General features: G+C 60.8%; 8 protein-coding genes and 2 pseudogenes. 7 read left to right on the top strand and 3 right to left on the bottom strand.

The genetic code is table 11. From position 1 onward, the window contains the following. Positions 1-108 precede the first annotated feature (108 nt). The gene (locus ACSAMW_RS03720) at positions 109-846 is read left to right on the top strand and encodes an alpha/beta hydrolase (RefSeq protein ID WP_500592725.1); all 738 of its coding nucleotides are present in this window, start codon (positions 109-111) and stop codon (positions 844-846) included. A gap of 158 nt (positions 847-1,004) precedes the next feature. Here the strand turns inward: ACSAMW_RS03720 and ACSAMW_RS03715 are convergent. After that, a pseudogene (locus tag ACSAMW_RS03715) lies at positions 1,005-3,464 on the bottom strand (glycosyl hydrolase family 28-related protein); the annotation flags it as partial. A 408-nt stretch (positions 3,465-3,872) separates the two neighbouring features. Between ACSAMW_RS03715 and pvdP the strand changes: the two are divergent. From pvdP to ACSAMW_RS03690, 5 genes and pseudogenes are all read left to right on the top strand, one after another. Further along, positions 3,873-5,480, top strand: a complete 1,608-nt coding sequence (gene pvdP / locus ACSAMW_RS03710; protein WP_500592724.1) for a pyoverdine maturation tyrosinase PvdP — start codon at positions 3,873-3,875, stop codon at positions 5,478-5,480. Positions 5,481-5,788: 308 nt separating this feature from the next. Further along, positions 5,789-7,009 carry a putative DNA modification/repair radical SAM protein gene (locus ACSAMW_RS03705; RefSeq protein WP_500592723.1) on the top strand — a complete coding sequence of 407 codons (1,221 nt, stop codon included), beginning with the start codon at positions 5,789-5,791 and terminating at the stop codon, positions 7,007-7,009. Beyond that, positions 7,006-7,872, top strand: a complete 867-nt coding sequence (locus tag ACSAMW_RS03700; RefSeq protein ID WP_500593966.1) for a TIGR03915 family putative DNA repair protein — start codon at positions 7,006-7,008, stop codon at positions 7,870-7,872. The genes ACSAMW_RS03705 and ACSAMW_RS03700 overlap by 4 nt, the downstream gene beginning before the upstream one ends. Positions 7,873-7,965: 93 nt before the next feature. Beyond that, a pseudogene (locus ACSAMW_RS03695) lies at positions 7,966-9,003 on the top strand (HAMP domain-containing protein); the annotation flags it as partial. 15 nt (positions 9,004-9,018) lie between these two features. Further along, a complete protein-coding gene (locus ACSAMW_RS03690) occupies positions 9,019-9,858 on the top strand; it encodes a methyl-accepting chemotaxis protein (protein ID WP_500593965.1) in 840 nt (279 codons plus the stop codon). A 127-nt stretch (positions 9,859-9,985) separates the two neighbouring features. Here the strand turns inward: ACSAMW_RS03690 and ACSAMW_RS03685 are convergent, their stop codons facing one another. Beyond that, a complete protein-coding gene (locus tag ACSAMW_RS03685) occupies positions 9,986-10,372 on the bottom strand; it encodes a DUF4124 domain-containing protein (RefSeq protein ID WP_500592722.1) in 387 nt (128 codons plus the stop codon). Positions 10,373-10,482: 110 nt separating this feature from the next. Here ACSAMW_RS03685 and ACSAMW_RS03680 point away from each other — a divergent pair, with 110 nt between their 5' ends. Next, positions 10,483-11,211, top strand: coding sequence for a DUF72 domain-containing protein (locus ACSAMW_RS03680; protein WP_500592721.1), 729 nt, complete (start codon positions 10,483-10,485; stop codon positions 11,209-11,211). Here the strand turns inward: ACSAMW_RS03680 and ACSAMW_RS03675 are convergent. Beyond that, positions 11,179-13,365 carry a putative bifunctional diguanylate cyclase/phosphodiesterase gene (locus tag ACSAMW_RS03675; protein ID WP_500592720.1) on the bottom strand — a complete coding sequence of 729 codons (2,187 nt, stop codon included), beginning with the start codon at positions 13,363-13,365 and terminating at the stop codon, positions 11,179-11,181. The two genes, ACSAMW_RS03680 and ACSAMW_RS03675, sit on opposite strands and share 33 nt — an antisense overlap. Positions 13,366-13,457: the final 92 nt, after the last annotated feature.

Raw genomic sequence — 13,457 nt, 5'->3', positions numbered from 1 at the left:
GTAATGGCGTATTGGCCGCGCTAAAGCCTCAAGGGCAACTCGCCGGGGGTGATGACAGGCAGCAATGATACCCTCTGCCTCCCCCTTGCACGCAGGAGCCTGCACCCCATGAAGCGGTTAGCCGTATTGCTGTTTCCTTTCATCGCTGCCACTGCCCAAGCGCAACTCGTGGTGGAGCAGGACTTGCCACTGGGCTACCTGGCCCGGCCGGGCACACACCCACCTGCTCAACCCCTGCTCATTCTCCTGCATGGTTCTGGATCGAACGAACAGGACCTGTTCTCGTTGTGTGACGAACTGGTGCCCGATGCCACGTGCCTATCGTTGCGTGCGCCTTTGAACGTAGGTGACGCGCGCTACCAATGGTTCAGCAAAACGCCAGGCGATGGGCCCTACGAGGGTGTCGAAGAGGACGTAAAGCGTAGCCTTGCTGATCTGCGCGCCTTCATTGCCCAGGCCCAGGCCAAATACCACGTAACACCTGGCCGTACGTACTTGGTGGGGTTCAGCCAAGGGGCCATGATGAGCTATGAAGTGGCGTTGCGAGACCCGCAGGCCGTTGGCGGCATTGTGGCATTGAGCGGCAAGTTGAATGCCGATCTCCGCCAGGACCTCACCAAGGCCACAGCGCATTCGCCTCTGCCCGTGTTTATCGGGCACGGAACGGCAGACAGCGTATTGCCTTACAGTGATGCGACACAGGCCAATGAGCAACTGATAAAAGCGGGCATACACCCCAGCTTTCATGCCTATCCGGGCATGGGCCATGGTGTGAGTGACACAGAGGTGGATGACGTGCGCACCTGGCTGACGCAGGTGATGGGGAAGGGCGCCGGCGTGCAGTAACCCTGCCACACGAGGCAGCAGGGTTACCAGCAGGGTTACGCGGTGGTGGTGTGGTGCTCGGTGTCAGGGGTGGTACCCAGCACTACCACATCGGTGTGGGTGCCCGCATCCGCCGTTGTTGTGCTGGAGGTGGCGGTGCTGGCCGGCGTGGTGGTGGCGAACACAAAGTTGGCTGCCGTCAGGTCGGTGCTATGGTTACCCGACAGGGACACTTCGAAACGGTTGCCGCTGGCGTCCGCGTCCAGGTCCTTGAGGTAGGTGCGGTTGCTGGCTGCGTTGTAGACCACGGACAAGGTGTCGTTGTGCCCATCGCCCAGGCCGGTGAAGCCCAGTGCCGATACGTCGATCTTGTCTTCGGCTGCATTGAAGTCAAGGATCAGGTCGGTCGCGCTGGTGCTGGCGGTGCGATAGCTGTCGGTCAGGTGATCGAAGCGGAAGGTATCCGCGCCCGAACCGCCGCTCAGCTTGTCCACGCCCGCGCCGCCGATCAGGATGTCATTGCCCGACGTGCCATTGAGCACGTCATTGCCATCGGTGCCCTGAACCGTAGTGCCGGTGGACGGTGCTGCGAACACAAAGCTGGACGCGGTCAGGTCGTTGACGTGGTTGCCCTGGATCGACAGCTCGAAACGGTTGCCGTTGGCATCCATGTCGCGGCTCTTGATGTAGGTCCGGGTGCCGGCATCGTTGAGCACGATTTGGATCGTGTCGCTGTAGCCAGAACCAATACCCGTGATGCCCAGGGCCGACAGGTCGATCTTGTCAGTGGTCACGTTGAAGTCGGTGATGCGGTCGCCTTGGTCCGTACCGCCTGTGGCATAGCTGCGGAAGCTGTCGCTGACAGCGGTATACACAAAGGTGTCGGCGCCGTCGCCACCGGTCAGGGTGTCGGCACCTGCGCCACCGTAGATCACGTCATTGCCGGCGCCAGCGTTGATGGTGTCCGAGCCGCCCAGGCCGTACAGCGTCTCGCTCATGGCAGTGCCGGTCAAGGTGTCGGCACTGTCGGTGCCCTGAACCACGTACTTGAACACAAAGTTGTCAGCGGTGAGGCTGGCAACCAGGTTGCCGGCCAGGCCCAGCTCGAAACGGTTGCCGTTGGCATCGGCCTCAAGGCTTTTCACGTAGGTGCGGTCGGTAGTGCTGTTGTACACCACGGACAGGGTACCGTTGTAACCGTTACCCAAGCCGGTGAAGCCCAACTGGCCCAGGTCGATCTTGTCCTGGCTGGCATTGAAGTCGGTGATCAGGTCGGTGTTGGAGGTGGTGCTGGTATGGTAGCTGTCGGTAATGGCATCGAAACGGAAGGTGTCGGCGCCGTCGCCACCGGTGAGGGTGTCCTTGCCAGCACCGCCCACGATCACATCATTACCACCGGCGCCATTGAGGGTGTCGTTACCGGCGCCGCCCAGGATCAGGTCCGCAACGGCAGTGCCGTCCAAAGTGTCACGGCCGGCGGTGCCGTCGATTTCGTGCAGCGGTACCGTAGCGCTCGCATAGCTGCCGTCGCCGTACACCAGGGTGCTGCCCTTGGTGGTGCCAGTGATGGTGTTGCCTACGATGGCGTTGCCGTCGGTGCCGTCTTCGTTACGCTCGGCAACGCCGTAGGTCGACCCCATGCCGCCGGTGATAGTGTTGCTTTCGATGGTGTTATTGTTGCCAGCATAGAAGCTGCCAGACACCCCGGTGGTGTCGTCATAGGACTGGATGATGATCTCAGGCACCGGGTTGGTCTGGCCGTTGGACGTAAGGGTGTTGTCCACCACAGTCACGCCATTGGAACCGTACAGGCGAACACCAGCACTGCCGTTGTCATGGATGTCCACGCCACTGACGGTCACGTCAGAAGACATCTTGACCAGGATGCCTTCGGCACCGTTGCCATAAACGGCGCCACCCGTAATAGTGATGTCGTGGGGTGACGGAATGTTCTCGCTACCACGCTGCACAACGATCCCGGTGCTCCCGTTGCCGTAGGCTACGTTGTCCACCAGGCTGAAGCTGTTGGTACTGGTGACCACGTTGAAACCATGGCGGTCGTTGCCGTAGGCCACGTTGTTCTTGAACGTACTGTCAATCAGGTAATCCGCTACGAAACCGTCCAGGCCGTTGCCATGGGAGACACAGTTCTGGATCACCATGTTCACGGTCTGCTCGTGCGGGTCAAAGCCATAGCCCTCACAGTCCTTGATTTCCACGCCGTCCAGGGTCACGTTGCTGTCCTGGCCTTCCTGGCCAGGGGCATAGCCGTTGAACCAGCCGTCGATCTTGCCGCTGGTGTTGGCGCGGTTGCCGTCGATGGTGAGGTTGCTCAGGCCGAAATCATGGGTTTCCTCAGCATAGGCCGAGCGCACGATGCCCGTAACTGCTTGGTTCCAGCCATCAGCAAGCTTGAGCGTAGTGGCGCCCATGCCGTCGCCAGACATGTAAACGTTGCTTTTAAGCATGATGCAGCCGTCTGAAGGCTCTTCACCGCCAGTCACGATGTAGGTGCCGCTCGGCACATATACCTGGCCACCGCCAGCAGCCGAAGCAGCGTCCACGGCCGCCTGGATGGCTGCGGTGTCGTCTGTCACGCCGTCGCCTACTGCACCGTAATCTTTAACGTTGAAGATCATTGCCTGCTCCTGGTCCATCGCTAGACGGCGGGCGCCGGGAGGGGCTCGCTGTCAATCCTGATGTGTCAATAGTTTGTCGTTTCGGGAAAATGAGAGGGGCATGGGGCACCTCGCCAGCTGTGACCAAGCCGGTGAGAGGAAGTTTTCCCATAACCCCTAATTGAGTGAAATATAATTTTGCCATCACACCGCTCATAGGCTGTAACGCCCGTGATACAAGGCTTGTAGCCAAAATTGACGTCGCTCTATAAGTGATGGCCAAGTGCCAAATAGTTCCACACTGCTATCACACAATCTGTTACTGTTAATGTCAATCGACCGGCCCTTTTTCCGAAAAAATGGTACATGCATAGGTAACTTGTTGATTAATAACATTTAATTAGCAAAGTTTAGAACGGATACCACGCGATGCGAATGTCAAGGCGCACACTTCTCGCAGGTGCAGCACTGAGCGGCCTGATGGTGCCAGCCAGTTACGAAGGTGCCCGGCGGGCCAAGAAGTGGTGGGCCGAAGGAGGCACCCCTAGCGAAGCACGCGTGGAGCTGGCAGACGTACCTACCCAACGCCTTGCCGATCTGCTGCGTGGTATATGGCGCGTCACTGCACCCGACACCAGCGATTTGCACGGCACCACATTGCTACTCGATGCCGGCGAACGCGGCCGGGGCCTACGGGGCTACCTGGACACCTATGAGCGGTTGGCCAGTGGTGCTATTCCCCGGTTCAAGGTGATAGGGGACTTGGTAGGTGCCAATGCCCGGCAGGTGCGCTGGCGGCTGATGGATCAAAGCGCCGGCAACCGTGCAACAGCCTATGCCTTGACCGCCACCCTTACCGACTTGTGGGGCGGCGTGGGCGTGGCGGACAACGACCTGCTGACCGGGACTGTGGCTCAAACATCAGGTGAAGGGAGCCACGCCACGGTGGGGTTCTCCGCCCGCAAGCTGGCGTTTCCTGAAGCCCGTGAACGAATCGCCCTTGAGCCCGCTTTCATGCAGTGGTTAATCACGCCCCAGCACCGCCTGGCACACCAGCTCTGGCATACCGTGCGGGACAAGTGGCACCTGATCGGCGATGACCGCCGCCAAGCCTTGCGGGGGCTGGGCTGGCAGCCGGGCCCCAGAGGCGAGGAGCGGGATTCGCGCGGCCGCTACAAGGACAAGAACGGCTCGGGTGTGGATTTTCTCTACATGCACCGCTTCATGCTCAGTGAAGCCGCTAAGCTAGGTGCCCCTGAACCGTGGGCGTTTTTTCCATTGCCGCGGCCGGCCGTGGACACCGACCGTGTCGCGTTTATCCGCTATTTCGAGAACCAGGACGGCCGCTCCATCCCGCCCACCTGGCTGGCGCCGGGCGACGAAACCTACAGCCAGGGCATGGCCTCTATCAAAAGCCGGGATGTCTACGACGGCAATTTTCAGGTGTGGGAGTCTCGCTACCGGGACCCTGAGTACCTGGCCAATATGACGCTGGGCCAGTTCGGTTCGGAACTCGAATTGAGCCTGCACGATTGGCTTCACATGTGCTGGGCCAGCGTGGCCCGGGCACCCCTCAATGGCCAACCGCTGCCGATGGCGCGACAGCCTACGGACTTCGCAGAGGGCTGGTTCCAGGCGGGCAACGATTTTCTCGGTGATCCCTTTTCCTCTCACGTTCATCCGCTGTTCTGGGGCTTCCATGGCTGGATCGACGCCCGTATCGACGACTGGCACGCCGCCCATGAGCGGTCCCACCCTGGCGAAGTGAACGTGGTGCAGGTTCGCGGTGTACGTTGGTTCGAACAAGGCAAATGGGTGGAACAGGACAATCCCTGGATGGGTCCTGTAAGCCATGGGTGCGCCGATGGGCCGGGTATCTGGATGGGAACCGCTATGGAAAATGACCTGGAGGTTATGAAGATTGCTCTTCGCCTGGCTGTGGAGCCCCGCAGCACGTTGGGGGATGCCCTCGAACGCGCACAGGAACGGCCCTGGTATGCGCGCAACCTGCCTTCAACGCCCTTGCAACGTACCTGATGTCAGCTTTTGCCCCAGGCAGGTATAGCCGATGTCCTACACAACAACGCAGCGTTTCGCTCTCGCCTTGAAAGCCGGCGCCCCGTATTCTGAACCCATCAACTGAAGCGAAGGAATTGCTTCAGGGATCAAGGATGATTAGCCATGGCCTGGACGGCTGCCGGCAGGACGCTGGAATGGCAGTGAAAGAAAACCCGCTTCGGCGGGTTTTTTGTTGCCTGCGATTTACGCATTAGCAGGCGACCAAGGGCACTTGAGGTTGTACAAGCAACCCGTTACTGTACAAAAAACCAGTAGCTGAGTGCATTATGGAGCTGATCGACAAGCTGAGCATTTTGGCCGACGCGGCCAAGTATGACGCGTCCTGCGCCAGCAGCGGTGCGCCCAAGCGCAGTTCCGAGGGCAAGGGCGGGCTGGGTTCCACCAATGGCATGGGCATTTGCCATAGCTATACACCGGACGGCCGTTGTGTATCGCTGCTCAAGATCCTGCTCACCAATTTCTGCCTGTACGACTGCCAGTACTGCGTGAACCGTCGGTCCAGCAATGTGCCGCGCGCCCGGTTCAACCCGGAGGAAGTGGTACGGCTCACGCTGGACTTCTACCGGCGCAACTACGTTAGCGGACTCTTCCTGAGTTCTGGGATCATTCGCTCGGCCGACTACACCATGGAGCAACTGGTGGCAGTGGCCCGCAGCTTGCGGGAGGATCACGAATTCCGTGGCTATATCCACCTCAAAACCATCCCGGATGCCGATCCGAGGTTGATCGAGCAGGCGGGGCAATATGCCGACCGGCTGAGCGTAAACGTGGAGCTGCCCACCGGCGAAAGCCTGAAGGTGCTGGCGCCAGAGAAACAACTCATCACCATTCACCAGGCCATGGACACTATCCACCAGGGCCAGCAGGCGGTGGCCGGGGAGGCCAGGGCGCCCAAATTTACGCCGGCAGGGCAAAGCACCCAGATGATCATCGGCGCCGATACCACAGACGACAGCACTATCTTGCGTAGCGCCGAATCCCTCTATGGCAACTTCAAGCTGCGGCGGGTGTATTACTCGGCTTTCAGCCCTATCCCGGACAGCCCCAACAGCGTTCCCCTAGCGCCGCCCCCGTTGTTGCGTGAGCACCGGCTGTACCAAGCGGACTTCCTCTTGCGAGGCTATGGCTACCAGGCGGATGAACTATTGAAAGGCCCTGGCAACCTGGCGCTGGATATCGACCCCAAGCTGGCCTGGGCGCTGGAACACCGTGACCTGTTCCCACTGGACCTGAACCGCGCCGAGCCTGCCATGATTGCCCGCATTCCCGGTATTGGCATTCGTACCACCAAACGCATCGTGGAATTGCGTCGCCAGCGCCGTATCCGCTATGCGGACCTGGCCCGCTTGCGCTGCGTATTAGCTAAGGCCAAACCCTTTGTGGTGACCGCCGATTATCATCCTCCCCAGGGGGACAGCAGCAGCCAGGCCTTGCGTATGGCCATGGTTGAGCGCCCTCAGCCCCAGCAGTTGGGGTTGTGGGGTTGATCTGTCTGGAATGCGAAGGGTTGTTCAGTCAGTGGCGCCCCCAGGCGCGCTGGTTGCTCAGCCATGGCATAGACCCCAGCCAGGTAAGCTGGAACGGCGAGCGCGAGGCTGACCTGTTTGCCGCGCCCCATGGGTTGCCCGCCGAGCCGGGGCCTTTTGAGGCCCGTATCCCCCAGGCGCTGCCCCCGCTGCTCGAAGCGGCGTCTCAGTACTTGGGGGACCAGCGCTGGAGCCTTTTGTACGAAGTGCTGTGGCGCGTGAGCCAGGGTGACCGTACAGCCATGCTGGCGGGGGATGCGGTTGGCAGTGAGCTGCACCGCCGCATCAAGCAGGTAAGCCGTGAGGCACACCACCTGCATGCCTTTCTCAGGTTCGTGGAGCGCCCGGCCGAGGATGAAGGCCCGGCTTACGTGGCCTGGCATGAGCCGGCCCACGACATTCTTCAACGCGCCTCGGAGCATTTCATTGGGCGCATGGGGCGCCAGCGGTGGTTGATCGCCACGCCGCGCGATGGCGTGTTCTATGACGGCAGCACCTTGCATTACGAACGCCCGTGCCCGCCTCAGTGGCGAGAGCTTGCCAAAGGGCAGGGGGACGATACCCACGCGCTGTGGCGGGCTTACTACACCCATATCTTTAACCCGGCGCGGGTCAACCCCGCCATCATGCAAGGCCACATGCCAACACGGTTCTGGAAGTTGTTGCCCGAGGGTGACCTGATTCCCCGGTTGGTGGTGCAGGCGCGCCATGGCAAACAGCGGGACGGGCAGGCTCAAGCGGTGGGCGAGCGGCGTGGCAAGACGATTGCCAAAGGGGTAGAAGGCGCGCAAGACAATCAGAAAGGTGATCCAAAAAGTCACTGATTTTTGTACATATTTTTGTCATATGCCCTTAATCCGCGCTGTCACGAGCCGATAACACCGGTATCAGTGACTAATAGCGGATTGCCAGCAACCATGACCCGTACCCTAAAATTCAGCCACAAGATATTGCTGGCCGCCTCCCTTGTGGTGGTGGTCGCGTTTACCTTGTTCTCACTCTATAACGATTACTTGCAACGCCACGCTATTGAGTCTGAGCTCGACAGCTACCTGACCGAAACCGGTGAAAGCGCGGCTGCCAACGTGCGCAACTGGCTGTCCGGGCGCATCCTGTTGGTGGAAGGCATGGCCGAGGGCCTGGCCACAGTGCCTGATGATGACGCCGCCTCGAAGTGGATGAAGCAGAACACCCTTATTTCCACCTTCCTGAGCGTGTACTTGGGCCGGGACAACGGGGCGTACGTGCTGCAACCGCCTGAAGACATGCCGGCCGATTACGACGCACGAACTCGACCTTGGTACAAAGGGGCGGTAGCGGCGGGCAAGACCACGCTGACCGAGCCTTACACCGATGCAGTGACCAAGTCCTTACTGATCACCATTGCAACGCCGGTGAAGGGCGCCAATGGCCAGATCGTTGGCGTGGCAGGGGGTGACCTTGCATTGGATGCACTGGTCAAGACACTTAACAGCCTGGACTTCCACGGTAACGGCTATGCCTTCCTGGCCGACGCCAGTGGTCAGATTCTTGTGCACCCTGACCAAGGGCTGGTGAACAAAACCCTCAAGGATGCCTACCCTCAGGCCACCCCGCGCCTGAGCAGTGATATCAGTGAAAGCGATCACAAGGGCCGCACCGAGGTGGTGACCTTTACACACGTGGACGGGCTGCCCTCGGTAGACTGGTACATCGGCCTGGCGGTAGATAAGGAAAAAGCCTATGCCAGCCTGAGCGATTTCCGTGCTTCTGCTGTGGTCGCTACTACGGTCGCTGTGGTCGTGATCATGGCGCTGCTGAGCATGCTGATCACCTTCCTGATGCGCCCCTTGAACGTAATGGGCCGTGCCATGCAGGACATTGCAGCTGGCGAAGGCGACCTTACTCGCCGCCTGGACATTCATAACCACGATGAATTCGGGCAACTGGGCTTGGCCTTCAACCGCTTCGTGCAACGTATCCACGACTCCATGCGTGAGGTGTCGTCCTCTACCGTGCAGCTCAATGAGGTGGCCGCGCGGGTGGTGAGTGCGTCGAACTCGTCAATGGTCAATTCGGACCAGCAGGCCAACCGCACTAACAGCGTAGCGGCGGCCATCAATGAATTGGGCGCTGCTGCTCAGGAGATCGCTCAGAACGCGGCCCTGGCTTCCGGCCATTCCAGCGATGCGAGCAACCTGGCTACCCATGGGCAAGCGGTGGTGCAACAAAGCATCAGCGCCATGGATCGCCTGGGTTCGAAGATCAGTGGCGCCTGCGAGAAAATCGAACAGCTGAACCTCAAGACTGGCAATATCGGGCAGATTCTTGAAGTGATCACCGGTATTTCCCAGCAAACCAACCTGTTGGCGCTTAACGCCGCCATCGAAGCAGCCCGCGCAGGCGAGGCCGGCCGTGGGTTTGCCGTGGTTGCCGACGAAGTGCGCAACCTGGCACACCGCACTCAGGAGTCAGCCCAGCAGGTGCAAGGCATGATCGAAGAGCTGCAGGTAGGCGCCAAGGAAGCGGTGGCGATCATGAACGACAGCCAGCATGAAAGTGACCAGAGTGTGAGCATTGCCAACCAGGCAGGCGAGCGGCTGGGCAGCGTGACGCAGCGCATCAGCGAAATCGAAGGGATGAACCAGTCCGTGGCAGCCGCTACCGAGGAGCAGACCTCTGTGGTGGAAGCCATTAACGTGGACATCACCGAAATCAACACGCTGAACCAGGAAGGTGTTGAAAACCTGCAAGCTACGCTACGTGCCTGCACCGACCTGGAACAACAGGCCGGCCGGCTGAAACAGCTGGTGGGCAGCTTCAGGATCTGAAACAGCGTCGCCTATCGTTTCCCGGCCTCTGCGAGGGTCCAATAACCGACCCCCCGTGACCCCTGTGGGAGCAGGCGCCAGCCTGCGAAGGGACTCCAAGCCCCACGACAGGCCCAAGAAGAGGCCATCAGGGCCGTGCCAGGCCGTCACAGGCGGTATGGCCGGCCTGCTGCTGACAGCGCAGTGGCTTGGGTTTGACCTTGGGCGCTTTTACCTGGGGGGGCGCGTTGCCGGGAAGGTAGTGCACGGTATAGCGCACCTTAGTGCGGTAGCTGGTGCGAAGGATGTCAGTAGCGCGCTTGTTGATCACATCTGGCTTGGCGTCCTCGGGATTCACGCTCACCCAGCGGGCTTGCTGCACCTTGCGGGCCCATTGGGTATCTCCATGGGTGATGGGGCAAGGAACGAAGCTAAAGCTCACGCGGCCGTCCGGGCTGTTGCATTTATAGGCGTCCGCCCACGCGCAAGGGGCTACACACAGCACGGCAAGGGACAGCAGCATTCCAAAGCGCATCAAGGTCATCCATAGTGGCAAAACGTCATTAGCGGCAGGTTAAAGCACCCTTAGGAGGGGCACAATCCGAGCCGACGGAACGCTCGTACTGTCAAGCCAGTCGTACCTGCATGACGCCTTTATCCTCCTCCTTACTGTACCTGGGCTGCGCCGGTTGGAGCCTGCCGCGTGCGCAATGGGCGTGTTTTGACGCGACCGGCACGCACCTGCAGCGTTACGCCAGCCGCTTCAATGCCACCGAAATCAACTCCTCGTTCTATAGGCCTCACCGGCCGGCTACCTATGCCAAATGGGCGGCCTCAGTGCCTGACGGCTTTCGCTTCTTAGTCAAAATGCCCAAGCAGATCACCCACGAGCACCGGCTGGTGGGCTGTGAAGGCTTGCTGACCGACTTTCTGGCTCAATGCACCGCGCTTGAAGACCGGCTCGGTGGCCTGTTGGTACAACTACCCCCTTCATTGGCCTATGAACCGGCCATCGCCCACGCATTCTTCGGGGCGCTGCGCGATCATTACCACGGTTTGGTTGTGCTGGAGCCCCGGCATCACAGTTGGCTTGAGGCGGGGCCGTTGCTGCGGTCGCTGCAGGTGGTGTGGGTAGAGGCCGACCCGTCACCCCTGGCCGAGCGCGCCCCACAGGGCTGGCCCGGTGTAGCCTACCTTCGCCTCCACGGGTCCCCAAAGCGCTATTATTCGGCCTATTCTCCCGCCGCGCTGGATGCATTGGCCGCCAGGCTTAGCCAAGCGGCACAACCGGTGTGGTGCATCTTTGACAACACCGCAGCAGGTGCCGCTGTTGCAGATGGCCTAGGGGTGCTGGAGCGGCTGGCCTGCTGCTGACGCATGGCCAACGGCGCGTTCTGCCAGCCAGCCCTCGAATGCGGGCGCCGGCATGGGCCGGCCAAAATAATAGCCTTGGCCGTAGGCGCAGCCTGACTGTTGCAGGAAGGCGCACTGCTCGGCGGTTTCTACGCCCTCCGCGGTGACGTCAAAGGCCAGGGCCTGGCCTAGGGAGATGATCGCTTCGGTGATAGCACCATAGGTGGCATCATGGGGCAGGTCTCGCACAAAGGCCCGGTCGATCTTCAAGTGGTTCACAGGCAACAGCTTCAGGTACGCCAATGAAGAATGACCGGTACCAAAGTCATCGATGGCCGTGCTCACACCTTCGGCCTGCAAGTGGGCCAGGGCTTCGCGGGCTCGCTCCGGGCTTTCCATCAGCAGGCTTTCAGTCACTTCCACCTCTAACGCCGCAGCGGGCAATTGATACTGGGCCAAGGCAGCTAGCACGCAGGCGACAAGATCGCTGCGGTCTATCTGAGGCGCAGCGACGTTGATGGCCACGCGGCCATCGAATACGCCTTGCTGCCGCCAGGCCTGTTGCTGGCGGCAGACTTCGTTGACCACCCACTGGCCGATGGGAATGATCAGCCCCGTGCGCTCTGCTATAGGGATGAAGACATCCGGGTACACTATGCCCTGGGTCGGGTCGCGCCAGCGCAGCAAGGCTTCCGCACCGACCACAGCGCCTGTGGCCAGGTGGACCTTGGGCTGGTACCACACCTCGAACTCCTCGTTGTTCAGCGCACGGCGCAAGGCATGCTCCAGCACCACACGCGCTCGGATGGCCGAGGTCATGGCCGGTTGATAGAAGCACAGGCCATTGCGGCCGGCTTCCTTGGCACTGTACATGGCCGTGTCCGCATGGCGTAGCAGGTCTGCGGCACAGGCACCGTCTGTGGGGTAAAGGGCCACGCCTATGCTGGCCGATACCAGCGCAGCGTTGCCTTGCAGGTCAAAAGGTTGTTGCATCGCTTGCACCAGGCGCTCTACCCGAGCAGCCGCCGGTATAGCGCCCTCAGCCTGAAGAAATATAAAACCGAACTCGTCGCCGCCGAGCCGGGCCAGGCTGTCACCCGGCACAAGGTGCTGCCCCAGGCGTTGGGCGGCCTGTTGCAACAGCAGGTCGCCCATCACATGGCCCAAGGTGTCGTTAATGACCTTGAAGCCGTCGATGTCCAGCAGCAGCACGGCGAAGCGATTACCTGGCGTGGTGTCTTGTACATGGTGGTCCAGGTGTTGCCGGAACAACACTCGATTGGGCAACTGAGTGACGTTGTCGTAGTGAGCGATGCGGGCCAGCTCCGCTTCAGCCTGCTGGCGCTCGGCGACTTCATGCTTGAGGTCGATGTTGCGGCGCGCCAGCAGCAACTGCCCTCTGGCCAGCAGGGCGCAGAACAGGGCCAGTAGCAGGCCCCCAATCAGGCACAGCTCGAACAGTTGGGAATTCATCAGGCCGATGGCCGGCCAGCCACCGACCGGCCGTGCGGCCAGTTGCCATTGCCCACCCGGCACATCAATGTCGGCCACCACATTATGAGCCTCGAACAGGGCCGGATCGCCCCAGATCATGGCGCCTTCGCCACCGCGCCCGTCGCACCCCCGCAGGGCGATTTCCAGGCCAGCCTGGGCAGTGATGCCAGCGGCATCCAGCAACCCTTTAACCCCCGCCACAATGGACAGAGTGCCCCAATATTGCGCCTGGCCCAGGTGCCCAGACGTAAACACGGGCCGACGGAAAATCAGCCCATTGTCCCCCTGATGCAGCCTTAGGGGACCGGCCAGTACGCTGCGACGTTCCTGCCGTGATCGCGCCAGCAGTGCCGCCTGCGCAGACAAGGTACTTAAATCCACCCCAATAAGGCCCTCATTGCCTTCCCGAGGGTAAACGTCACGGACCACGTCCCCAGGCGCCAGCGCGATATGGCTCAGGTACGGAATGGTGGAGGTGAGCTGTCGCACCATGCCACTGAACCGCGGGGCGCTGATGTCACCGTCTACGGCAATCAATTGGGCCAGCCCTTCTGATTCGCTGAACGCTGAGCGAACGTGGCTTTGTGCCTGCGCGCCGATCGCTGCAAGCCTAAGGCGAACGTCCGCCCGCATTTCCCGTTTCGCGTGGCGAACATCCAGTTGGCCGATGCACAAGGCCATGATCAACGCCACCACCAGTATGCCCACTGGCAACAGAGCAATGGCGCGCCTGATTGAATGTGCTGAAGGGGGGACGGGAAGGTTCAAGAGCG

It is taken from the genome of Pseudomonas sp. AB39(2026) (genome assembly GCF_059831485.1).
The sequence above is the reverse complement of the archived record's forward strand: the minus strand, read 5'-3'. Positions and strand labels throughout refer to the sequence as shown.